At 60.2% G+C, this 24,656-nt stretch carries 18 protein-coding genes; 6 read left to right on the plus strand and 12 right to left on the minus strand.

Annotated elements, in window-relative coordinates; translation table 11 throughout:
- Nucleotides 1-65: 65 nt before the first annotated feature.
- The 4 genes from CCR95_RS09075 to CCR95_RS26095 form a co-directional block, all read right to left on the minus strand.
- A complete protein-coding gene (locus CCR95_RS09075) occupies nt 66-4,529 on the minus strand; it encodes a PAS domain S-box protein (RefSeq protein ID WP_201093699.1) in 4,464 nt (1,487 codons plus the stop codon).
- Nucleotides 4,504-4,875: a hypothetical protein gene (locus CCR95_RS09080; RefSeq protein WP_201093700.1), complete on the minus strand. Its 372-nt coding sequence runs from the start codon at nt 4,873-4,875 to the stop codon at nt 4,504-4,506. The genes CCR95_RS09075 and CCR95_RS09080 overlap by 26 nt, the downstream gene beginning before the upstream one ends.
- Nucleotides 4,876-4,960: 85 nt before the next feature.
- Nucleotides 4,961-6,187 (minus strand): EAL domain-containing response regulator, encoded by a 1,227-nt coding sequence (locus CCR95_RS09085; protein WP_201093702.1) that lies wholly within the window; start codon nt 6,185-6,187, stop codon nt 4,961-4,963.
- Nucleotides 6,188-6,451: 264 nt separating this feature from the next.
- A complete protein-coding gene (locus CCR95_RS26095) occupies nt 6,452-7,153 on the minus strand; it encodes a response regulator (protein ID WP_201093704.1) in 702 nt (233 codons plus the stop codon).
- Nucleotides 7,154-7,597: 444 nt separating this feature from the next.
- Between CCR95_RS26095 and rpoH the strand changes: the two genes are divergently transcribed.
- The 5 genes from rpoH (at nt 7,598) to CCR95_RS09115 (ending at nt 16,116) form a co-directional block, all read left to right on the plus strand.
- Nucleotides 7,598-8,437, plus strand: coding sequence for an RNA polymerase sigma factor RpoH (rpoH, locus tag CCR95_RS09095; protein ID WP_201093705.1), 840 nt, complete (start codon nt 7,598-7,600; stop codon nt 8,435-8,437).
- Between the two features lie 106 nt (nt 8,438-8,543).
- Nucleotides 8,544-9,773: a phosphoserine phosphatase SerB gene (gene serB / locus CCR95_RS09100; protein ID WP_201093707.1), complete on the plus strand. Its 1,230-nt coding sequence runs from the start codon at nt 8,544-8,546 to the stop codon at nt 9,771-9,773.
- A gap of 295 nt (nt 9,774-10,068) precedes the next feature.
- Nucleotides 10,069-13,494 carry a response regulator gene (locus CCR95_RS09105; RefSeq protein ID WP_242523140.1) on the plus strand — a complete coding sequence of 1,142 codons (3,426 nt, stop codon included), beginning with the start codon at nt 10,069-10,071 and terminating at the stop codon, nt 13,492-13,494.
- Nucleotides 13,487-14,404, plus strand: a complete 918-nt coding sequence (locus tag CCR95_RS09110; RefSeq protein ID WP_201093712.1) for a GGDEF domain-containing response regulator — start codon at nt 13,487-13,489, stop codon at nt 14,402-14,404. Before CCR95_RS09105 ends, CCR95_RS09110 begins: the two co-directional genes overlap by 8 nt.
- A gap of 98 nt (nt 14,405-14,502) precedes the next feature.
- On the plus strand, nt 14,503-16,116 hold the full coding sequence (locus CCR95_RS09115) for a c-type cytochrome (RefSeq protein WP_242523141.1): 1,614 nt from the start codon (nt 14,503-14,505) through the stop codon (nt 16,114-16,116).
- A 60-nt stretch (nt 16,117-16,176) separates the two neighbouring features.
- Here the strand turns inward: CCR95_RS09115 and CCR95_RS09120 are convergent, their stop codons facing one another.
- Genes CCR95_RS09120 through CCR95_RS09150 form a run of 7 tightly spaced genes read right to left on the minus strand, consistent with a single transcriptional unit; the run spans nt 16,177 to nt 21,132 of the window.
- Nucleotides 16,177-16,863 (minus strand): PTS sugar transporter subunit IIBC, encoded by a 687-nt coding sequence (locus tag CCR95_RS09120; protein ID WP_242523142.1) that lies wholly within the window; start codon nt 16,861-16,863, stop codon nt 16,177-16,179.
- The gene (locus tag CCR95_RS09125) at nt 16,863-17,576 is read right to left on the minus strand and encodes a retron system putative HNH endonuclease (RefSeq protein ID WP_276570245.1); all 714 of its coding nucleotides are present in this window, start codon (nt 17,574-17,576) and stop codon (nt 16,863-16,865) included. Before CCR95_RS09125 ends, CCR95_RS09120 begins: the two co-directional genes overlap by 1 nt.
- Nucleotides 17,573-18,964, minus strand: coding sequence for an AAA family ATPase (locus CCR95_RS09130; protein WP_201093715.1), 1,392 nt, complete (start codon nt 18,962-18,964; stop codon nt 17,573-17,575). Before CCR95_RS09130 ends, CCR95_RS09125 begins: the two co-directional genes overlap by 4 nt.
- A 33-nt stretch (nt 18,965-18,997) precedes the next feature.
- A complete protein-coding gene (locus CCR95_RS09135; protein ID WP_201093716.1) occupies nt 18,998-19,207 on the minus strand; it encodes a putative PEP-binding protein in 210 nt (69 codons plus the stop codon).
- 3 nt (nt 19,208-19,210) lie between these two features.
- A complete protein-coding gene (locus CCR95_RS09140) occupies nt 19,211-19,777 on the minus strand; it encodes a hypothetical protein (RefSeq protein ID WP_201093717.1) in 567 nt (188 codons plus the stop codon).
- Nucleotides 19,774-20,844, minus strand: coding sequence for an ATP-binding protein (locus tag CCR95_RS09145; RefSeq protein WP_201093718.1), 1,071 nt, complete (start codon nt 20,842-20,844; stop codon nt 19,774-19,776). The genes CCR95_RS09140 and CCR95_RS09145 overlap by 4 nt, the downstream gene beginning before the upstream one ends.
- Nucleotides 20,845-20,859: 15 nt before the next feature.
- Nucleotides 20,860-21,132, minus strand: a complete 273-nt coding sequence (locus CCR95_RS09150) for a hypothetical protein (protein ID WP_201093719.1) — start codon at nt 21,130-21,132, stop codon at nt 20,860-20,862.
- A 38-nt stretch (nt 21,133-21,170) separates the two neighbouring features.
- On the opposite strand from CCR95_RS09150, the gene CCR95_RS09155 reads away from it, so the two are divergent.
- Nucleotides 21,171-21,410, plus strand: a complete 240-nt coding sequence (locus CCR95_RS09155; RefSeq protein ID WP_276570248.1) for a PIN domain-containing protein — start codon at nt 21,171-21,173, stop codon at nt 21,408-21,410.
- A 170-nt stretch (nt 21,411-21,580) separates the two neighbouring features.
- Here CCR95_RS09155 and CCR95_RS09160 read toward each other — a convergent pair whose 3' ends face one another.
- Nucleotides 21,581-24,655, minus strand: coding sequence for a sacsin N-terminal ATP-binding-like domain-containing protein (locus tag CCR95_RS09160; protein ID WP_201093722.1), 3,075 nt, complete (start codon nt 24,653-24,655; stop codon nt 21,581-21,583).
- Between the last annotated feature and the right edge of the window lies 1 nt (nt 24,656).

Below are 24,656 nucleotides of genomic sequence, written 5' to 3' on the forward strand. Positions count from 1 at the left end.
TTATTCTTCTAAATTCCAACTTCGCCGCACACGGTATGCTCTGCATTTCATTGGTTTAACGGATCTCAGGCGGCATCCCGCGCGGCGGCGGAATGATCGCGAAACACCTCGCCGATCACGCGCATGAGCCGGTCGGGATCCAGTGGTTTTGGCAGGATCAGCGGCCGTCGTTCATCGGTGTCCAGACGATGGGGCTTGAGATCCTGGCCAGTCATCAAAATGACCGGCAAGTCAGGGCGTTCGCGCGCGAGGGTTCGGAACAGGTCGATCCCATCGAGCACCGGCATGGCGATATCCGACAGCACCAGGTCGAAGTCCGGCTCTTGCCGCAAACGCTCCAGACCGGCGGCGCCATGTTCGGCGGCGGCAAAACGGATGCCGTTCGCGGTCAGCAGGCGACCGACCGCTTCGCGTACCCGTGGATCATCCTCGACCAGCAGGATCCGCGGCATGGCGCCGACGCTGATCATGGGCGGCCTGTGGTTTAACTCCAGAGGCGCGGCGGGCGCGCTGGCGTCGATGGGCAACCACAAGCGGAATTCGCTCCCCTCGCCCAAGCGCGAAGCGACCGCGAGCGCGGCGCCGGTACGGGTGACGAATTCCTGCACCATGAACAACCCGAGTCCGTGACCGCGCTGCTTGGCCTTGGTCGAAAACAGCGGCTCGAAGATGCGTTCCAGGGTCTCGGGGCGCATGCCGTGGCCGGTATCGCTGACGCGGATTTCGAGATGCGCGCCGCTCAGCGCCTCGCCTAGACGCTGAGGCAAGGCTGGCGCCGCGTTCACCCGGCAGGCTTCCAGCGACAATTGGCCGCCATCGGGCATGGCGTCGCGGGCGTTGAGCACCAAATTGAGCAGGGCCGCCTGCAGGAAGGCGCCATTGCTGGACGCGAACAGCCCATCCTCGGTCCAAATCCGCACATCGAGGATACTCGGCAGCAACTGCCTCAGGATCGCGGTCAGTTCTTCGAAGACCTGACTCAGCGCGACCCGTTCTCGGGGAATCCCGCCGGCCCGGCTCAAGGAGAGCATTCCCGCCGTGATGATCTTGGCATGACCGAGCGCGCTCTGGGTCTCGCCCAGGATTTCGGCGATCTCCGGGTCGGCGCCCTCCCCGCTCAGCGAATCGCTCAGATAGTAGAGATTGGCGTCGATGACCCCGAGCAGGTTATTGAAATCGTGCGCGATTCCGCTGGCGAGATGGCCGATGGTCTCGCGCTCCCGAGCGCTCTCCAGTTCGCGCTGAAGCCGCTGGTTGTCCGCCTGGACCGCCATCCGCTCGGTGATGTCCTCGACCATGCCGACCGGCAGCGGCGGCTCGCCCTCCGCCACCGGCATTAGCATGACCCGCAGATCGCCCCAGACGATCTCGCCATTGGGACGGCGATAGCGCCGATTCATGCGATAGCTGTCGCGTTGGCCCGACATGAGTTCGGTAAACAGCCGATCGGTCTCGGCGCGATCGTCCTCATGAATCATAGGATCGATCGGCTGACCGATCAGCTCGGCACGATCACGGCCCAGCAGGCGTGCATAGGCATAATTGACATAGACGAAGCGGCGTTCCCGATCCGGAATGGCGATCCCAATCGGGGCATGGTCGAAGACGGTGCGCAGACGCTGCTCGCTGGCGGCGAGCCGGGCGAGCGTCTCTTGGCGTTCGGTGATGTCCTGATCGGAGCCGCGATAGCCCAACAGTGCGCCATCCGCGTCGAAAAACGGCTGGCCGTGGGTAACCAGCCAGATCCGGCGACCATCGCGATGCTCGGCGACATTGACGAAATCCGACAACAGCGCGTGCCGAGCGAAGGCATCGAGCCCCTGACGTTTGAGCGTCGCGCGTTCGGCGGCGGGCGCCAGATCGTAAAAATGACGTGTTCCGACCAGTTCGCCCGGCCGCCATCCGAGTACCGGCTCGGCCAGCGGGCTGACATAGGTATAGAGCCCTTGCGCGTCGACCTCCCAGGCGAAGGAACGGGTCTGTTCCGCGAGCCGATCATAATGCGCGAGACTCTCGCACAATGCCCTGTCGTTGCGCTCGCGCAGGAGCGCGCCGACCAGCAGATTGGAATACAGCCGCAGAAACTCGCGCTTGTTGCTGCTCCAGCGATGCGGCAGGCGCACCGCTTCGAGACCGACGAATCCAAGCAATCGATTGGCGTGGATCATGGGCATCAGCAACAGCGAGCACGTTTCCGGAGACGCCAGCCGGGCGCATTCGTCGGCCCAGTCCACGGACAACTCGGACACGTTCTGCAGGCTCACTGGCTCATTGGCGCGCAGTTGCTGGAGCATGATCGGGAAACCCGCCAGCGGCGCGCGCTGGCCGTGCGCGCGCCGGGGCGAGACGCCGGCGGCCGTCCACTCATGGGTCTTGCTCAGGGTGTCGGTCCGTTCGTCGATGAGACAGCAAAAGGCGCGGTCGAGATGACGGCCAAGGCGCCCCAATGAACGCTCGATGAAGGCATCGAGTCCAGATGGCGGCAGGTTGACCAACTCGCCGGCCAGATCGACCAGCAGATGATCCAGCGACACGCGCCGTTTCAGTTGGATCTCGGCGTCTTTGCGTTCGTTCTGGTCGAACAGATAACCGCGAATCTCGACGATCTCCCCCTGCTCGTCGCGCACCAGCTTGGTGAAATCGTAGAACCAGCGGTACTCGCCGGCGCGAAGCTTGAGCCGATAGGATTGTTCGAAGACATCGCCTTGCGCGTCGATGTGCCCCACGATCTCCGCGACAACCTGCTCCAGATCGTCCGGATGGATCAACGCCGCGTACTGGAAAGCGGCGTCCATCATCTCGGCGGGCGTGTAGCCGAGAATATCGGCCACGTTGCTGGAGACCTGGCGCACCGGCCAACTTTCCGATGCACCCCAAACGATGGTGAACACCGGCCCGACGGAGAACAGATCGCGCTCGGCGCGCAACTCATCGCGCACCGCCATTTCGTCGGTGAGATCCTTGCCGATGCCGAACAGACAGTCCTGGCCATTCCATTGCCCGTGCCAGGCTCGCGTGGAGACCGGAATCCGAGCGCCCTCCCGGGTCAACAAGGGTAGGGAGCAGGTGCCGCGATTGCCCGCTCGCAGCACGGCCAGATGCCCCTCGCACTCCTGACGCTGCTCTGCCGGGTGGAGCGCCATGATCGACAACCCCGCCAGTTCCTCGGCGCGGTACCCGAGCGTGCGTTCGACGGCCGGGTTGACATCGAGAATCCGGCCCTCGGACGTCATCACGAAGATCAGATCGTCCATGCTGTCGAAAAAGGCGTGGAAATTGACTTGCTCGCGTTCGAGCGCGCGGAAGCTGGCGTCCAGCGAGTCGGCGATCGCGGTCAGCGTGGTCGCCAATTGTTCCGTTTCGACGAAGAGGCTGGACGGCGGCGCGGTCCAGGACGCGCGGTCGCGGAGCGCCGCCGGCAGGGCGCCTGCGCTGGCGTTCAGACGCCCCAGCAGACGCGACAGATGACGGCTGCCGATCCCGGCGACGAGCAGGGCGATCAGCGTCAGGAGCGTCAGCGTCTGCATCGCCTCCATCACTGCTCGCTGGGAGCGCTCGATCAGCGAGGCCGCGCTGACCGAGACGATCAAGGCACCGCCGGCATGGGGCAAGGCGAGTTCGTAATGCGCCTCGCGATAGCGTTTCATGCGCGAACCCTGTCCCGTCAGATGGTCGGGCAGGTGCAGACGCGTCACGCCATCGGTTGGCGTGACGTCGCTGGCTGGCGCCAGGCGGACTTGCGGCTCTTCATACTCCAGCAGATCCGCGCCGAACAGCCGACGTAAGGCATTCAGCTCGGGGGATGTCGGAGTGGTGGCGAACTCGGCGGGCGGCATCGCGTCGAGTTCGCGTGCCACCAGGTGGGCGAAGAGATGAAGCCGCTGGCCGAACCGCGTCTCCAGCTCGGCGGTAAACAGCCGGTTGTCGGCGAAGGCGACCAGGAGCCCCGGCAGTAGGATGCCAGCCAGCAGGGTGGCAAAGTGAAAATCGGCGATCGGCACCCCGCCTCGCGGTTGGCGGACCAGCGCGACCAGCAGCAGAATCAAGCTCGCCAGGGCCGCGTTGAAAATGCCGTTGAGCGGTTGTTTTAAGGCGATCAGCAGGGTTTGCGACCCGTTCAAGCCGAGTCCGAGACGATAGAACCACAGCACCAGCGGCACGCCGACAAGCAGCCAGAACGCCGCGCTGGCGACGGCCAGCGGCGGCGCTGGCCGGCCGCGCCGCCGGGCCAGCGTGCGCAGCCCGCCGATGATCGCGATCTCGGCGACGAAGATGATCAGCGCATAGGGATGACCCCACAGCAACAGGGTGTAGGCTCCGCCTGCGGCGGCGACCAGCAGGGCGGGGATAAACCCGAGCCAGACCAGCGCCAGCAGCGCGGCCACGGAGCCAAACAGCAGATCGACTCCGAAGAAGAACGAGAGCGGAAAGGCATTCACGACGGCCGCGACGGCCGCGAGCAGTGCCGTGAAGAGTGCGCGCCGCGCGGCGCTGACCGAGACGTCAGGTCCAGGATGGTGGGCGGTCATCAAGATCCTCCGTGAGAAAACCTAAACCGTGTCCGGCACGGAAAACGTTGCGACGGGGTGAATACCCCGTCGCGCTGTCGTCGTTCTTGCTTTCGTTCTTGCTTTCGTTCTTGCTTTCGTTCTTGCTTTCGTTCTTGCTTTCGTTCTTGCTTTCGTTGTCGTTGTCGTTGTCGTTGTCGTTGTCGAATCGAATAACGACAACGACAACGACAACGACAACGATCGTCGCGGATAACCTGTTCCAAACCTGAGGCGGGACGGGGTATTCACCCCGTTCCATACGTTTATCCGCCGCCCCATGTGCCCGCCGCGCCCGGAAAACCTTCCGACTCTCCGCGTGAAACATGGAACGTATCCATCAACTGTTTCCCGACTTGAGCGGTACTGTCCGGTCGACATCGGGACGTAGAAAATGGACAGTTGCTAAGCGCTCAAGCCTCAAGAGCGCACGCGTCGAAGGGATCGGTGGCATCAGCGCTCAAGCGCGACGCCGCGACCATCCGCTCGATCGCCGCCAACTCGCCGGGCCGCCCGAACAGATAACCTTGGGCGAATTCCAGCCCGGCGCTGAACAGCAAGTCGCGCTGGGCCTCGGTCTCGACGCCCTCGGCGATCATCTTCAGGCCAAGACGCTGACCGAGCCCAATGATCGCCAGCAGGACGGTCATGGCCTTCATGGAGTCGAACATCTCCGACACGAAGCTGGTATCGATTTTCAGGGTATGGACGGGAAACTCCGCGAGGTCGCGCAGGGAAGCGTAACCGGTGCCAAAATCGTCGATCGCCAGCGACGCGCCCAGCAGTTGAATCTGGGCGCCGGCGGTCTGTAACAAGCGCCGGTCGTGACAGACCTCGGTTTCAGTCACCTCCACGATGACGCGACAGCAGTCCTTCAGTTCGGTCACGAGCGGTTGCAGCAGGTCGTTGACCTCATTCCGTTCAAGGGTGACCCGCGACAGGTTCACCGCGAGAAAGTTGAGATCCAACGGCCGCAGCCGCTCCTTGAGGGCGATCACCCGACGCAAGAGCGCCTTCGTCATCGGCGTCATCAGACCGGTTGCTTCGGCCAGCGGGATGAAGTCGACGGCGTTCATCAGGGAACCGTCCGCCAGGCGCAGCCGCGCCAGCACCTCAACCCCGCAGGGACGCCCATCCAGTAAGGAGACGATGGGTTGAAAGGCCGGCTCCACGCCGCCGGCATCGATGCGCTCGGCCAGCATGGCGGCATCCAGCCGGATGCGCGAGGCGTCGGCCGCACCTGGGCTGGCGCTCGGAAGTCTGTGCGGCGGACCGACTGGCGGCGGATCGAGCAATGGCATCAGATCGCTCGCCAGCAACGCTTTGGAGACCAGGCCGCGGATTTCAACGCCGCGCGACTTCGCGATCCGCTGCGCGGTGTCGAGCAGATCGTCGCCGTATCCCGACAGGAACACGACCGGCAGCGGGATCTGTTCATCGGCCAGCCAGTCGATCACATCGAGACCGCTCTCCTGTCCCAATCCGAGATCGAGCAACAAGAGGTCCGGCGCATTGGCGGCCACGGCGGTCTTGCACGCCTTGATCGATGCGCAGAACTCGAAGCCATGTCCCTGGCGCTGAACCAACCGTCGCAACGTAGATTCCATGCGAGGCTCGTCATCGAGATACAGAATATTCATGCAGATCCATCTCCGAAAAAATCGTTGGCAAGTGTAAAGATCAAACGAAATCGGGGCACCGGCGCGGTCGATCCGCATCAAGACCCGCTTGAATCGCGAACTCAATGACTCCGACCGGCGGGGGGCAGCCTTCTCGGAGCGTATTAAGTCTGTCTGATGGCGACAAAGGCAAGTAAAGGTTTGTAAAGGGTCTTGAAAGCGTGAAATCGGTTCCGGATACGCGCCTTCACGTCGCCTCCCGGGAGCGGGCAACCCGGGGGCGCGTCACGAAATCGAGGGTTGGGGCTCGACGGTCAGCCGGTAACCGTGACCCCGAATCGGCAGGATGATCAGCTCCTGATAGTTCGCCTCCCGCAACTTGCGCCGGATGCGCCCGATATGGACATCGACCGAACGATCGTCGGGGCTCCAATCGGCTCCCCGCCGGAGATTGGCGCGGCTGATCGAGCACCCCGTATGGCGGATCAACTCGGCCAGGATGAGGGTCTCGGTTTCGGTTAGAACGACGTCTTCGCCGCCCTCGCGGCAGAGCCGGCGTGTCCGTGAATCCAGTGTCGCCGATCCGGCCCGCAAACGGCCATCGGACTTCACGGCCTGACCGCGACGGCGCAGCACCGCCCGAACGCGCGCGCGCAGCTCGGCGAGCGCCACGGGCTTGATGAGATAGTCGTCGGCACCCGCATCGAGTCCCTCGACGCGATCCCGCAGATCGGCGCGTCCGCTGACGATGATCAGCCCAACCGCGGTCGTCGCGGCCAGTTCGCGGGCGAGATCCATCCCGTCCTCGGCGCCCAGATTGAGATCGAGCAGCACCAGATCCGCGCCTTCCGAGCGATACTGGAGACGCAAGTCGGCCCCACAGATGGCGACGGCGACCTGGTAACCATCGGCTTCCAGACAGCGCCGCATGATGCTGGCCGGGAGCGGATCGTCTTCGACGATAATGATTTTGATTGATGACGGCACAGTTTAGTCGCATTAAGGCGTCAACGACGCTTCATCATTATCCTGATCCACATTCCTTCATCGTATCGAATGTTTGCTGAGCCAGTTTCGCGGAGCCGTGGCGCAGGCAATGCGCCGTTCGGCCTTCCTCGGTTTGTCTATCCAGGGGCAGCCTGCCGGATCGATGATCGAAGCCGACACGCCTTCGGCGAGTTCGCGCGCACGCCGGGCGATACCCCGTAAAAGACAAAAAAACAAATTTATATTCATAACCGGTACCTATGATGACCATCGGAACATACGATGCTCGCTGTCCTGCGGCTGTATTGTGCAAAGTCGCTGTTTTAACCTAGAGTCGATGAAACTTTTGTCGCGATTCAATCTCGAAAACCACGTCGGAAGTGCTGGCTTAAACCTGACTTTATTGGTAGGCTTAATTTAAAGAGACAACTCAGGTATTGGAACATGGCTAAAGATTTCTCACTGATGCCGACAGGCACGATCGAGTCCTATATCAGCAGCGCGTATCAGATTCCGGTCCTGACCCCGGAAGAGGAAAAGTCTCTGGCGATTCAGTTGCGCGACCATGGCGATCTGGCGGCTGCACGCCGGCTGGTGACCTCCCACTTGAGATTCGTGATCCGCATTGCACGCGGCTATCTTGGCTATGGTCTCCCGCTGCCGGATCTCATTCAGGAAGGAACTGTGGGACTGATCAAGGCTGTGCGTCGCTTCGAGCCGGACATGGGCGTTCGCCTGGTTTCATTTGCCGTGCACTGGATTCGCGCCGAGATTCATGAGTACATATTGCGTAACTGGCGCATCGTGAAGGTCGCCACCACCAAGGCCCAGCGGAAGCTGTTTTTCAATCTGCGCAGCTCCAAAAAACGTCTTGGATGGTTTACCAAACAGGAAGTCGAAGACGTAGCGGCGGATCTCGGCGTCAAACCGGAGACCGTTCTCCAAATGGAATCGCGTCTGTCCAATCAGGATCTGTCGTTCGACGGATTAGAGGACGACGACGATGACTCCCCCACCGCGCCGTCGACCTACCTGCCCGATACGCGCATGGAACCGGCGAAAATGCTGGAGATTGAAGATACCGATCGCAATCAGCGTGAGCGACTCTATGCCGCGCTTCAGGGTCTTGACGAGCGCAGCAAAATCATTCTTCACGAACGCTGGTTGTCGGAAAAGAAGCAGACGCTTCACGAACTGGCCGAACAGTTCGGCGTCTCCGCCGAACGGATTCGACAGATCGAGAAAAACGCAATGAAAAAGATGCGCCTGCAACTCGAGGTTTAGAGCGATAGCGTTCGCCAGAGAGGCCATTTTTACCTGATCATCGATTCGACCGACAGCATCGTTGAGATTGCTTCGGCACATTTGCACGGATAGAAGCAGACACGAGATGAGCGAAATCGTCCTGATCAATGTCACGGGCGAGGATCGGCCGGGCATTACCGCGGCTTTGACCGAGATCCTCGCCCGTTATTCTGTTCCCATCCTCGATATCGGCCAGTCGACCATCCACAATGCCCTCACGCTGGGATTACTCATTGAGCTTCCGCGTGATGGTGCCGCCTGTCCGGTCTTCAAGGATCTGCTCTTTCGTGCCCATGGCATGGGGCTCGATATTCGTTTTACCCCTATCGATGCCGATGACTATGAAGGATGGGTGCATGAACAGGGCCGGCCACGGCACATTCTCACACTGCTCGGTCGTGAAATCGACGCCGAACACATTGCGCAAGTTTCGGCGGTCGTCGCCGAACGGGGCCTGAATGTCGACCGAATCGTGAGACTCACCGGACGCATCTCGCGACGCGATCGGCACCCGCATCCGCTGGCGTCGGTCGAACTCTCGGTGCGGGGCGCCGTCGATGATCTCTCCGATCTGCATCGTGCCCTTCTGGCACTGGGCCAGGTGATGGATGTCGACGTGTCGGTTCAGGAAGACGACATCTTCCGACGGAATCGTCGTCTCGTCTGTTTCGATATGGATTCGACTCTGATCCAGACCGAGGTGATCGACGAACTGGCCGCCGTGGCCGGCGTTGGCTCCGAGGTGGCGGCCATCACCGAGGCAGCCATGCGCGGCGAACTGGACTTTCAGGAGAGCTTCCGCCGTCGCATGGCCCTGCTCAAGGGGCTGGACGAATCCGTGCTGGCCGGGATCGCCGATCGGCTTCCGATCACCGATGGCGCGGATCGTCTGATCGCGACCCTCAAGCGCCTGGGTTATAAAATCGCCATTCTGTCCGGTGGCTTTACCTATTTCGCCGAGCATCTGCAACGCCGCTTCGGGATCGACGATGTCTTCGCCAATCGTTTGGAATTTCGCGACGGCAAGTTGACTGGCGAGGTTTCGGGCGAGATTATCGATGGCGCGCGCAAGGCTGACCTGTTGCGCGAGATCGCCGCCCGCGAGGGAATTCGCCTGGAGCAGGTCATCGCCGTCGGCGATGGCGCGAACGACTTGCCGATGCTTTCCATCGCCGGACTCGGCATCGCCTTCCATGCCAAACCCGTCGTCACTCGACAGGCCAGGCACTCCATCGCCACGGTCGGGCTCGATGGCATCCTCTATCTGCTCGGCATGCGCGATCGGGATGTGGCGATGCTGGTTGAAACCCGATAGGGACTGATCGGCTCTCAACTCCTCGCAGGCGTTCCTAAGGGACGCTTGCGGGTCACCAATTCGGCCTCTGACGAAGACGTTTTCCGTGCTGCGCAACATCGCGCCGGCCGCGCCCTATTTCCATTCCGGGCAGATTTGGGATATCAAGCTGTCGACCTTTGTCATGCACCGATCATCGGACAGGATCGCCGGGAATCGGTATAGTCCGTCCCTCGCCACTCCCCCTATCGACCGATGATTTCCAATGTCAAGCTCCATCATACGATCTCGTCGTTTTGGTCTTCAGTGGCGATTGATGCTCGTGTTTGTTGCAATCGCGCTATTCGTCTCCGCGCTGACTTCACTGGTTCTCTTTCAGACCGTGCGCGATCAAGCGATGTCGGATCTGCGCCAACGCTTGGGCGATATCGTCGGTGTCGCCGCCGCGAGTCTGGATGCGGATCTGCATGTCCGCGTCACCCCGGAGGCGGGAATGGATTCCGATGACTTTCGGCGCATGAAGCGCGCCCTGCAAGCGATCCGCGATGGGGCTTCGGATCTCCAATACGTCTACTCGCTGAGGCATGACCCGGACAGCGCTATCCGTTTCGTGGTCGATGCCGAGGACGATCCGGCCGACATGGTGGATTTGGGAACCCTCTATGACGATGCCAGCGAGTTGCTGCGCCGCAACATCGCGACCCTGGAAGATACGCTGGTCGAAAGCGAGGTCTATACGGATCGGTGGGGAACCTGGCTGTCCGGTTACGCCCCCATCCGCACCGCGGATGGGAGCCGGGTTGGGGTATTGGGCGCCGACATCTCCGTGGCTACCCTGAAGTCTTACGAACGCCGCGTACTCGGAATCGCCTTGGCCGTGTTCGCCGGCACGCTTCCCCTGATTCTTCTCGGGGGTTGGTGGATGGGACGCATGATCGCCCGGCCCATCGTCGCCCTGAACCGGGGGGCGCTGCGGATTGCCGAGGGTGACTTGGACGTCCGTCTCAACATCCAGCGCGGCGACGAGATCGGCATCCTGGGACAGTCCTTTGACCGCATGGCCTCCGAACTGGCCGCGGCGCGGCGACGCCTTGAGGAAGTCGTGGCCAAGTACCGAGCTATCTTTGACAATGCCGCCGAAGGGATCTTTCAGAACACCCCGGATGGACAGTTCGTCACCGCCAATCGCGCCATGCTGGATATGCTGGGCTACGCAGATCTGGAGCAACTCCGCGCCAGGGTTCAGGATCTCGGTTGGCAGGTCTATGTCAATCCGGCGGATCGTCAGACCATGCTCGCACTGGTGCGCGAGAACGGGTCGGTCGATGCGTTCGAGGCGGAATTCCGGCGCGCCAACGGCTCTACCTTCTGGGCCGAAATCTCGCTGCGACGGGTCCGGCAGGGTGCCGGTCCAGACCTGCTGGAGGGCATGATGCTGGATCTCACGGAGCGCCGCCGCCGCCAGCAGGCCGAGCGCGAACGCGAGAGCGCCCGCGCCGCCAACGAGGCCAAGAGCGGCTTCCTGGCCAATATGAGCCATGAGATCCGCACCCCCTTGAATGCCGTCATGGGCCTGACCGATTTGCTGCTGCGCACCCAACTCGACGAGCGTCAGCGCGACTATCTGTCCAAAGTCAAGGTCTCTGCCCGGTCGCTACTGGCGGTCATCAACGACATTCTGGATTTTTCCAAGATCGAGGCCGGGCGGCTGGAACTGGAGCGCACCGCCTTTTCGCTCGATGAAGTGCTGGCGAATTTGACTGAGATGTTCGCCTATCGCGCCCACGAGCGCGACATCGAATTGATCGTGTCGGCCGCCGAGTCGGTGCCGCGCGCGCTGGTTGGCGATCCCACCCGCCTGGGCCAGATCCTGATGAACCTGACCGGCAACGCGATCAAGTTCACCGAGCGGGGCGAGGTAGCGGTGACCGTCACGCGGATCGAGCCGCCGCCGACCGCCCTGAACCCCGATCAGGTCATGCTATGTTTCAGTGTGCGGGATACGGGGGCCGGCATTCCCGAGGACCGTCTGGCGGCTATTTTCCAGTCGTTCTCCCAGGCCGACGGTTCGATCACGCGACTCCATGGCGGAACAGGGTTGGGGCTGGCCATCGCCCGCCAACTTGCCGAATTGATGGGCGGCGACATCCGAGTCGAGAGCCAAGTCGGGAAGGGGAGTTGCTTCAGGGCCACCGTCGCGCTGAGTCGTCAGCTCGAAACGGACGAGCAGCGTCCAGTCACGCCCATCGATCTACGCGGTCTCCGGGTGCTGGTCGTGGAAGACAACGCGACCTCGCGCGACATTCTGGTCAGTCAGATCCAATCCTTCCAGATGGCGGCGACGGGCGTGGCCTCGGGCGAGGAAGCGCTGGAGCGCCTGTCCGCTCCGGACCAGATCTTCGATCTGGTGCTGATGGATTGGAAGATGCCCGGCCTGAACGGGCTGGAGACGACCCGGCGGATCCGCGCCGACCTTAAGCTCGACAAGACCCCGGTGATCTGCATGATCTCTGGCTATGCACGGGAAGACCTGATGCAGCCCATGGAACGCGCCGCGCTGGATGCCTTTCTGCATAAGCCGGTCAATCAGTCTTTCCTGTTCGATACCATCATGGGCCTGTTCGGGCATCAGGATGCCGCCATTGCCGGCAACCTGATGCGCCCGACCGCCGACACCCTCGACACGCCGCCGGATTTCACCGGACAACGGGTGCTGCTGGTCGAGGATATCGAGATCAATCGACTGGTCGCGATGGAATGGCTGGCGTCGGTCGGGCTGGAGGTCGACATCGCCGAGAATGGCGCGGAGGCGATCGAACGGCTCGACCCCGCCCATCACGCGGCCGTGCTGATGGATCTTCAGATGCCGGTCATGGACGGTCTGGAGGCGACCCGGCGCATCCGTGCCCGACCCGAGCAGGCGGCGGTGCCCATCATCGCCATGACCGCCCACGCGCTCAAGGGCGATCTGGAGCGCTGTCTGGCGGCGGGCATGAACGATTACGTTGCCAAGCCCGTGGACCCGGCGCGTTTGTTTGCCGCTCTGGCCCGCTGGATCGAACCGGCGTCTGGTGCCCCTGCCCAGGGTTCAGCCGAACCGGACGCCCCGGAGGCGACAGCGGAGCCGCTGGCCGGACTGTCGCTGCCCGGCATCGATCTCGCCGACGGTCTGGCGCGCGCGAATCGCAACGCCGCGCTCTATCAGAAAATGCTACGCGGGTTCAACCGATCCTGGGCCGATGCCACGCGCCGGGCCGAGGTCGACCTTGCCGCCGGACGCCTGGAGGATGCGCGGCGGACGGTCCATTCGGTCAAGGGCGTGGCGGGGAACCTGGGCGCTAAAACCCTGTACGAGCGAGGTCAGGCGGCCGAACGCATGATCGCCGAGGGCACGTTCGATCCCGCGTCGGCCATCTGGCGCGACTTCTCTGCCGCCTTGGACGAGGTGGCCGAAGGGCTGGAGACTCTGCCGCTGGAGAGCGGGGTTGCCGTGCCCGTCAGCGGTGGCGATGCTGGCATGGAGCCCGGCGCGCTGCGCCAGGGGCTCGCCGAACTGGTGGCATTGCTGGACGACGATCTGGGGCGGGCGCAGGCGCAGCTTGAGCGCCTGGGTCCCACGCTGGCACAGCGTCTGGGCGCGGCGCGGGTGGACGCGGTGCGCGCGTGTATCGACGATTTCGACATCGATGCCGCCATCGCGAGCGTGAAGCAGATGCAAGGGGAATTGGAACGTGATGACTGAACGTGACGATCGACCGAAAATTCTCATCGTCGATGACACCAAGGAGAACATCGACCTGTTGCTGGAGGTGTTCCGCGACGATTTCCGGGTCAGCGCGGCCACCAATGCCGAACGCGCGTTGAAATTGGCCCGCGCCGACCATCCGCCGGACATCATTTTGCTCGACATTCTGATGCCGGAGATGGATGGCTACCAACTCTGCGCCGCGCTCAAGAACGACGAGACCACCAAGGGCATTCCGGTGGTCTTCGTGACCGCCGTCTCCGAGGTCATGGACGCCACGCGCGGCTTCGCCGCCGGCGCCGTGGACTACATCACCAAGCCCTTCCATCCGCCGATGGTCAAGGCGCGCGTGCGGCTGCACCTGGATCTCAAGAGCAAGTACGACCTGCTCGAATCCTATGCCTTCATCGACGCCCTGACCGAGGTCAACAACCGCCGCCGCTTCGATCTGGTGCTGGAGGAGGAATGGAATCGGGCGCGCCGCTCCAAGCGTCCGCTGTCGCTCATCTATCTGGACGTGGATCACTTCAAGGCATTCAACGACACCTACGGTCATGGCGCGGGCGACGATTGTCTGCGCCGTCTGGCGGCGGCCATGGCGGGCGCGCTGCACCGTTCGGGCGACTTCATCGCGCGCCATGGCGGCGAGGAATTCATGATCCTGCTGCCCTATACCGACCCGGACGAGGCGCTGAGCATCGCGCAACGCCTGAACCAGATCGTCGACGGGTTGGCCATTCCTCATGTCTCCTCGCCGGTGGCCGCGCAGGTGACCGTCAGCATGGGCGTGGTCTCCGTGGATCCGGATGCCAGACTGACCACGCGCGAGATCGTCGACGCCGCCGACCGGGCGCTCTATGACGCCAAGCATGCCGGCCGCCATCGGATCGAGCAAATCGCGATTTGAACGCCCGCTGGTCTGGAACGCGGTCTCCTCTGCAATGACCGCGCCGCATCCTAAATCAGGAACCCAACGCCATGTTAATCCGGCTGGAACCCGTAATTTTGACCCTTCTGATCGGCTTCGCCACGGCGGTCCCTGCCGAGGAGACGGCCAAGCGATTGGCGATCCTGGGCGACTCGGAGCGGGGCATCGAACCCTGCGCGCTCTGCCACCAAGCCAATGGCGGCGGCAGCGAGGCGATCGGCGCGTCGCGCCTCGCGGGGATGGATGCGCGCTACCTGACTCGGCAGATCGAGAATTTCAAGAACGGTCACCGTCCGCACTCCGTCATGCAGCCCTGGGCGGAACGGCTCACCGACGCCGAGATCGTGGCGCTGAGCGAGTATTTCGCGGCACTGCCGCCCGCCACCAATGCCAAGGTGCCCGACGGGATGGATCTCAAGGCTGGCGAGTGGCTGGCGCTTGACGGCGACTGGTCCGGGCGCCGGTTGCCGGCCTGCGGTCAGTGCCATGGCCCGGGGGGGATCGGAGTTGGTCAACATTTTCCCGCGTTGGCCGGCCAGCCTTACAACTACTTGGTCAGACAGTTGGCCGCCTGGACCACCGGAGAGCGTACCGGCGATCCGCTCGGCATGATGGGCGCGGTCAATGCCAAACTGTCGGTGGCGGAGACGCAGGCCGTCGCGGCCTTCTACGCATCCTTGCCGGTCGTCAAGGCGTTGGACGTCACCGTCGAGCGCCAGCACGGCGCGGTTCCGCCTGACGCGGACGACAGGCATCCGCTGAAGTCGAGTATCGTGCCAGCCCCGATGGCGCACACGGAACCGCTTGTGCATCAAGGCAAGGTACCCGCTGGTCGCGCACCAGGGACCGCCGGACATTTCGAGCCCCCGGCACGCGGCGACAAGCCTGACGGTGAGTTTGGCGCGGTGGTCGCACTCGGCGAAGCCATCTTTAGGCAAACCGACCGTCATGCCATCTCCGGCAAGTATGTCGGCAATGATCAGGTGTGCGAGGGTTGCCACCTGGACGCCGGCCGGCTCGCCGACGCCTCGCCGATGTGGGCCGCCTGGGTCGCCTATCCGGCCTATCGCGATAAGGATCGGCAGGTCAGCACCATTGTCGAGCGCATCCAGGGTTGTTTCAAATACTCGATGAACGCCCAGGCATCGGAAGCCGGTCATCCGCCGGCCGCCGAGAGCCGTACCATCCATGCGTTGGCGAGCTACCTGTATTGGCTCGCCACTGGTGCGCCTACCGGCGACAAGACGATGCCGGGCCGCGGCTATCCGACCCTGGCCGAAACCGAACAGGGCTTCGATCCGACGCGCGGCGCGGAGGTTTACGCGGACAACTGCGCGATTTGCCACGGCACCGATGGCGAGGGTGGCGATGCCGGAGACGCGATGGTCTTTCCGCCACTGTGGGGCGCGCGCAGTTATAACTGGGGCGCCGGGATGCACATGATCGACACGGCGGCCGCGTTCATCAAGACGAATATGCCGCTTGGCAATTTCCTCGAACTGACCGACCAGGAGGCATGGGACGTGGCCGCCTTCATGAACGCTCATGAGCGCCCGCAGGATCCCAGATTCACCGGCGATGTCGCCGGGACCGCCGAGCAGTTCCATGGAAGCAAATTCGACTACTACGGCAAGCGCGCGGGAGCGGATGGAAAAATGCTCGGCACATTATCGCCGGGGTCTGCTCAATAGCGCGGTGTTCAAATCTGGCGCCCGCCGACCAGGTTGCCGGCGGGAGCCCCCTTCACTGGCTTATCCCGCCATCGCCGCCTTCATCTCCGCCGCGTACTGATCAGCATTGAGTCCGACCAGCAGATGCAGGACGTTGTCCGGCAGCCGCAGGATGCCCTGGACACCCGCCGCCTCCAGCGCCGGCTCATCGAGCTTCGCGCCGTCGCTGACCGTGACCCGCATCCGAGTCTCGGCGCAGGACTCGGCCAACTGGACGTTGTCGGTTCCGCCCAGGCCGGCCAGGATGGCGCGGGCGTTCTGCGGCGCCAGCGGATCGCGATGACGCGGCTTCAGATCATCGCTCTTGTAGCGCACCTGGGGCGCGGCGGCGCCCTCCGGCAACTCGGCTTCGGGTCCGGCGGTGCTCAGATATTCCTCCATGTCGGTCTTCAGATTGTCCGATTTGGGTCCGAAGATGGCCTGAAGGTTGTTCCCGACCGTGACCACGCCGGCGGCTCCTAACGCCTTGAGCTTGCCCGGATTGGCCTTGCCCATGTCGGCGACCTCGACCCGCAGTCGCGTGATACAGGCGTCGAGTCCCAGGATATTGCGCTTGCCGCCGAAGCCAAGCATCAGTTCCCTGGTGAAGTCGTCCGCGATGACGGACTTGATGTCGGCCATCTCCGGAGTCTCCGCCTCGCGTCCCGGCGTCTTGAGATCGAACCGCAGGATCAGCACGGAGGCCCCACTTCCTCGCTTGCCCAACATTAAAGCAGTTCCGGGGCTTCATCTCGAAGAACTTGGTCGGCGACGCGGCCGAAAAACTGCCGGGTCGCGGTGAAGAATGGACTCAGGCGCCTATTTGTCGGCAGCAAGTCGACCGCTGCAAGGTGATAGACACTTTGATCTTCGTCGATGTGCTGTTGCAGCAACTTGTCGAGTTCGTCCCACCACCGCCGGCGACGGTTGACGAGGAACGGGCAGTTCAGGTTCAGCAGATCCCTGGTATAAAGCGCCCGGTCGCGATCCGCCGAATCGAGTCCGAGAGCAGGCTCCACGCGCCCGTCGGAGAGATAGGCGAACAAGCGCGGGCAGTTGGGATCAAGACACGACACGAACAACGTGCTGTCGTATGTGCTGCGCTTGGCATGTCCACCAAAGACCTCGGCGGCAGGGAGTGCCTTGAGGTCGCTATCGGCCAAGGCGCTGGCCACAAGATTACCGTAGAGAAAGGTCTCCGCGGGGAACTGGCTCTTTGGCCTGAGGTGCTCGATGTGATAGCCGAATCCCTCCGGCTCGGCTTGGATCTCCGAATAGGCGCACAGCCCGTATTGCTCGCGCAGGAGTTGTTCCATGAGAGCGGGCTTATGCCGTCGAAAGCTCCTCCAGCGTGTTTCCGCATCCTGTCCCGTTGCCGGCGGGCTTTCGTGCGCCTGTTGCAGGGCGTAGGTTCCATTTCCAGTCTTACGGATGGCCCTCATCGCTTGAGGGCCTCCTGGCGCCTGATGCTGCGCTCGATTCGTTGCAGTTGCGGATGGCTTCCACGCAGTCGATCCTGCAAACCCCGCAGCAATTGCTGTGCTTCATCGGTTGCGTACCGACCCTGGTCCACCAACTCGACCAAGCGCCTTAAGTCTGGCCTTTCCTTGATCGGGGGCTGAGGGTCGACCAGCATGATGCTTTCCAGCACGTCGCTGCTGATCTCGCCGTAAGAGGCGGCGAGCGGCTCGCTGGCGACATACTTCCCCTCGGCCGTTCGTCCCAGGGTGCGAATCTGTTCCTTGTGGATGGATGTCAGCACTTGCGGACTGTGCGTCGTCACAATGAATTGGATCTTCGGAAATGCCTCCCGCAAACTGGCGATGACAAGCTGTTGCCATTGCGGATGAAGATGCATGTCGATCTCGTCGATCAACACGATTCCGTCGGTTTCCAGCGGTGCGCGGGTGCCCAGAGCGGGATTTAATTTGACGCAGCGATAAGCGATATCGCCGGCCATGGCGATCATGTTGCGCTGACCGTCGCTAAGCTGATCCACTTTCAATTCGCCAAATTCCGGATGGGACATGACCAGGGTTTGGTTGCTTGGGCTATATCGCAGCCCCGTCCAACCCGAGCCGCTCATCATCCGGTCAACCGATGCGGAAACCGCTTTCAGGATTTCCCCATGATTCGTTGAATCGAATACGCCATGAAAACCCTGGCGTTCGAGCGTCTTGGTCTTATGTTCGAAATCGGCGGCGAAATTGAAAAAGAACCAGTCCAGGAAAGAGCTGTAGTCCGACGCGGATTCCAGGCAGCCATGATAGGCATAGGTGCGCGAGAACAGGGCGTTTTTCTGCTTGCGCTGGAGCGTAAGTTTGCGCGACTTCCAAAGCCGGCCGGTCCCGTAGTATGCAATGACTGGCAGCTTCAAATCGGAGTGGTCGTCCTCGCTGTCCTGCTCATCCTGGTGCCTGATCCGGGCCTGATAAGCCGACCCGATTTCAGCCAGGGGTTTGGCGTCTCTGACTGTCGTCTTCGACCCGCGACTGACCTTGTCGCGCGACCGCGACCAAACGACTTCCCGTCCGTCGATCACGGCCGTGGCGGAGATCACCGATGGCAGCCGAGGTTCCATATCCACGGGAGTCGTCGCACCGACTGGACGCATCGTTACATCGTCGATCTCGATCCCGGTCCCAGACTGCGTCCCGCTCACCACATCGAAGGCGCTGACGTAAGGCCACAAGGCAATGCGGATCGCGTCGAGAATCGCGCTTTTCCCTTGACCGTTCGGCGCGACCAGGACTGTCAGAGACTCATCCAGCGCAATGGTGAGTGTGTCGAAACAACGATAATTCGTCAGCGACAACCGAGTCAGTTTCATACGAGCGATCTCTGGCTGTCTGCACAGGCAACATCAGAATGGTTCGTCATATTTCGTGGTGCGCTCCCGGTTTTTCTTCTTCAACGTCATCACGGAATCCTCATCGGGAAAGGTTTGGTTCAGCGGTTGGCCGTTCAGGGCTGCCGAAATGTCGCTATAGATCTGGGTCTGCTCATCATCCGTCGGCGCGGTAGAGCGGTCGAGATAGAGGAACTCCGAGCGCAGGAGCCCGACCTTCCTCACTCTCTATCCGACTGTTGCCGTCTCGTCGGCGTTGCCGGGAGCGCTGATCAGGCCCCATTTCCTCGCGTGCTCGTCGTTGATGACAGCGACCGCAGTGGGGGAGAGTCCCATCGTCCTGACGAGGGGTAAGAGTGCCTTATGCAAGGCATCCTGCAATGGCGCGCACCAGTCTGGCTGGTGTCCTTTGACCACCAGTATCAATCGGAAGCTAACCTTCGCCAGGTCGAGCGTGATGAAATTTCTGGGCAAGAGATCCCGAGTCGCACCGTGGCGTCCCAAGCAGCTCGCGAGCGTGATCTTGAGCGCGTTGTCCAGCTTCTCGCTCACCTCGTTGATAAAGCGATCTAAACGTCCGGCATCATCGGTACCGGCTGGCCTCGGCGAACTCGACTTCGCCTCGATGATCCAGACCGTCAGCCCGCCTTGCGCCTGCCTGAGCACGGCCATTTCAGCGATCTTCACGCCCTGTCGCATCCGCTGGTAGAGCGGGCTCTGCTCGATCGCGAAGCAGTCGTCCACATCGAAGGGGCCAAAACACATGCCGGATTCTTCGAGCAGGATCTCCGTCACTTGAGCGCCAGCTCCACTTCCTGCTCGTAGAGTCGGATCGACTCGTCGATGATGGGATTCGCTGGCATGCCGTCTCGAAGGTCCGTGGTCTCCCATTGCTCTCCATCGGCCATCGCCATCGGAATGGATAGCCCCTTCTGCTGAGCGATCAGATAGAGCTTCTTGACCACGAAGTAGGAATGGCTCGCGATGAAGAACTGAAGCTTGCCCTGGAAGACCTCGATCAGTGCGACGATCAGGTCGACGAATGCCGAGATCGCTTCGGGATGCAGACCGCTTTCCGGCTCGTCGATGAAGATGATCGAGTTGTAGCCCAGTTGTCGATTGAGGAAGAGCGCATAGAGAGCGGAGATCTTGCGTGCCCCCTCCGCAGCCATGCCGACTGGGTAGTCTTCACCATTTCTCTTGAGTCGCCAGGTTTGACGCGGAATCGGTGCTCCATCAGGGAGTTGCTTGAATTCAGACTGCATGCGACCACCGACTTTGCTTTCGAGATCGGTCATCGCGCTTTCCGCAGGCTCCGCCAAGCCGGCCATGTCGCGTTGCCAAGACAGCGCCTTCGCGAGATCGACATAGGTATCGTCGAAACCGAACAGCCGGTCGCTCTCGCGGGAGCGCAGTATCACGCCCTGGAGCGACAAGACTTCTTTGGCGGGCAGAAAGATCGACCGAGCGTCTCGTGCCCCCGCCGTACTGTGAAAACGGACATCGGCGCGATCAGCGGTATGGTCGAACGCGAACTGAACTTGCTCAGGCGGAGCATTCACGCACTGCTCACCGCGCAGCATCAAGGAGACCGAAGACTCGGAGCCGCTTCCGCGACGCACCAGATCGCCAATCCGATCCGGCTGGAAGGTCCAGTAGAGCTTGTCGCCCAGAATCTCTTTATAGCTGCGGGGCTCGTCGCCACGCCGCTCCTCCAGGGTCCGGATTGCGCAATAGAGCGCCTTCAACAGAAAGGTCTTGCCGGTCCCGTGTCGGCCGATCACGAGATTGATCGGGGCTAGGCCGCTCCAGGCGAAATCAGCCAGTGGGCCGAAGTTCTTGATCTCGATGGATTCGATCATGTCAGCGGATACTCTCTAGGCGGCATCGCGATCTTCCCGCAGGTTGACGACGAAAGCACCGGTTTCAAATCCAAAAGAACCGAGCAACCGTCGGATGTTGTCGCGGATCTGATTGGCCGAGAGTTTGGTTTCTGCCAACATCCCCCGCTCGTAGTCGCGCGATCCCCGAAGATCCGTAACCGCCCCGCTGTCATTGTGGTCGATTGTGAATCGTCCGATGTCCGACACGGTCACGGCATTCTTGTCTCGCTTCTTGACCCAACCTGGATGCAATTTCTTACGGAACAACCAGGCAACGCATCTGGAAACCTAATCGGCGATTTTTTCTGGGTTGCGCCATGGTGCCAATGGACGCGGAAGTGTTTTCGCTGGCCACGGACTTGCGTGTTGATGATGCGATCAAGACCCCTGACGCCCTGCATCTTGCCGCTGCGCTACTCGGTGAAGCCACCGAACTCTGGACCAACGATAAGCGCTTGGCCGCCGCCGCGAGAGACCGTATTCACATCCTGACATGGGGTGACTTCGACGGATCGAGAGCCGACACGACAACATCGCGCACCTGATGTCCATGTAAACGCCACAAACGCTGGTTTACCAGGCTGGTTAGCGCGCGGCGTGTGCCAAACCGCGCGGAGCATGACACCTTGGGTGGAGACGGCGAACCTCAACGTACTCGATCAGGGCGCTTATCGCCGACGCCAGGGGGCTCTTGGCCAGTGGATCGCCCTTGTCGTCAATCATCCTCACTGTCCGAATCATCCATCTTGATCAGCGCATTGAGATCGATGATATGAGTTCGCGTGAAATAGATGGTCGCGTCCTCTTCCGCAAGCATGACATCCATCTCGTTGGCTTCGATTGCAAGGAAGAAGTCCCGCATCTTTTCCGTAGTGCCATTTGCGTATTTGTACATCGCCGCATGGTTTGGGCAGAGGGAAAGATAATTCTGATAGTGACGCTTCTTGAGCCCTGGTAGAAACTCAACGGCCTCGAAGTAATGGCTGCCATCGGAAAGCTTGAAAGGAAGAGCCGTTTTGCACACCTGGCAAATCATTTCGCCGTCGCTGTTCGTATACTGGGCTCGCAGATAGGGATCTGTTTCTTTCTTGACCGCTTCTCTTGCAATGGAGACGGATCTGGTTCGTTGTTCAGTCAGGCGCTCCGGCGCCTCGGATGCTTGCTCTTGAACGCGCGTTACACGTCGCTCAGAATTATCAGGTGTGCGTTCAGGCAACTCGATTTGGCGCCTGTTTTTATATTCCTGTTTTAATCTTGATCGCTCGCCTGAATCGAGTTCCGCGAACCACTTGGCATCTTTCAGTGATTCATCGTCATCGAAGCCTAACTGCTTCGCTATCTCACGTCTTCTACGGCTATCCGCGGATACTTTTGAAATCTCTTCACCGAAATGAATTGCTTCAAGCCAGGACCAGCCAGAATCAAAGGCAAACCCGTCAGGGAGAAGGTCACGGTCTGCATCTCTGGGACGGACAAAGCCCCCCTCTTTTTGTGGTATCCACTTGCTTTTAGTCAGCAAAACGGCGAGCTGAGAAGGTGCTTCGCGTAGCGGGTAACTTGAGTTATTTCGATATATCGCTTTAGTCCAATCCTGGTTTTTAGGATTTGCACAAGCTTTCCAAACAAGTCGCGAGAGACATTCACACTGGTTTTTCAAAATGCCACCTAATCCAGGGATCGTGAAGTCTCTATCAATTTTATAGGATGTTATATTTCCTGGTGCTTTCCAAACAAGGTTTTTCACGTCAGGGTTTTCATTGCAGGAAACCTCGTGTATATACAAATCGTCAACCACCCCCAATTTCCTTGAAAAAGCAACAAGCCTACGAATCGATATTTTTTGCTCTTTATAATCTCCAGACAAAGCGAATCGACGCTCAATTTTTTTAATAGCCAGATAATAGGCGCCTAACCCTGAATCCGAATATGGAACATCAAGATACATATGGCCTGGGCGACACCAGTTGCCATCTTCATTTTTGAAAATCCAGTAGTCCTTGAAAAGGATTGAACATTCTGGCCGATTCTCCACCAGTGCCATGAAACGTTTGATATCACTAATCCTTGGATCAAATTCATCATCGATAACATAACGTTGCTGGAGCAACGCCTCAACCTGTTCAGGCTCTCCAACCTCTCGAACGCCTATTTTTTCCAAGAGTTTTTTTGCAGTCTCCTGTTCAGTTTTATTATTTCCAGATGTATAAATCTCCACGGCAACCCTGGGAAGCAATTCATCATGCACTTCCTCGGCATCTGGAAAAAAGCACTGATTACCGACACTGTAATCACCGTTGCTTAGCTTAATGATTCGGAGTTCTTTCAATCGTCCAAGGCTGTACTGAGAATCCAACTCATGGTAAATGAGCGCATAGAGGTTTTGATGCCACTCGTCCGACTTCGTAGCCATCCAGTCCAAAAACTCGGTTTCTGGATTAGACCAATCATTATCCGTCACACGCCTCTCAAGCACTTTCAGGAAGCTATCGATATCCCATTCACGGATCTCCAAACCAGAAAGAAAGCGATCTGCATCGCTATTCTTTTGTGTTATGCCAACCGCCCACTCCCATCGGTGGTCACCGAAGTCTACCAGAAATAAAATGTCATCCATGGATAGCAAGCTTTTAAGTGATGCTTTCGCCTGTAACAGATGACTGGCAGGCGCATGAGATTTGGCAAAGGTCGGGGTTAATGGCTTGGTTATCATCTCATCCCTAATCGCTGTGCGTATGGTGTTATATCTTTGGGGAATGCGGTCTTGAAGATTTGGCAGTACCCCGAGGAAATCGCCAGTCAATAAGTTGAGGTCTCGGATGACGTGAAGTGAATCTGCTACCAATCTCGCCAGGTTGTTAAAAAGTGGAGCATTCGCAGGCGTTTCCTTGATGCTCGCACGACTGAGTTCCGGTACGAATGGACCGTGCAAGTGAAATCGTAGTCCAGATGTCTCTTTTTGAGCGGGAAAGAAAACGGCAACATGACCCAGACTGGCTGGCACGATCCTGAATTGATCCGCGAGGTTCTTGCGAGCTTTTTTGTCGCCGATCATCGGCAGCTTCTCCAACTCGAACGCAACAGCAACACGCTGTTTTTTAAATCCTTTGACTGCACGCATAAAGCGTAAATAATGTGAACTCGCTGTGGTTTCTCCTACGATGCGCTTTTGTATTTCAATATGATGCTTGGAGTGCGTAATTCGCACCACTTCTCCCTTGAAACCGCCAGGTGATTCCCAAGCGATAGAACTGATACGAGATAGAAAAAGCAGCGTGGTTTCAGACAATTCATTCAATCCTTCCTCAATCTCGGCATAAGCATTGCTTGCCGGCTTCTTTGGATTATTGAATGGAAAAACGAAACGGGTAACGCCGTCTAGCTCCGAATCCAACGGCAACTCAGAAGGCAAGACAAGCTCCGAAATTTCAAAGGCAAAGGTCGGAGACCAGATACGCGGCGTTTCCGTGTAAGCAAAAACCGCTTTGAACCCGATCCCAAAGCGTCCGATTTTGTCCTCGTCCTTAACCTTTGTCCCTTCGCCTATATCCGTGATGGCATAGATATCCTGGGGCTCAAACGGACGCCCATTGTGTTCAAAGGTGAGACTCGTTCTGGTCAGGATGAACTTCGCTTCGGTCGCACCGGTATCCTCGGCATTCTGTAACAGCTCGTAAATGAAATGAGCTCTGTCTGGATACAGATCCTCGACGATCTTGCGGATTCCCGTATGTTTTTTCAGCACTCGGGCCAGATCTTCCCGATCGAGTCGAATATCTTCAATGATGCTCATG

It is taken from the genome of Thiocystis minor, assembly GCF_016653465.1.
In the GTDB taxonomy this organism is placed as follows: Bacteria; Pseudomonadota; Gammaproteobacteria; order Chromatiales; family Chromatiaceae; genus Chromatium; species Chromatium minus.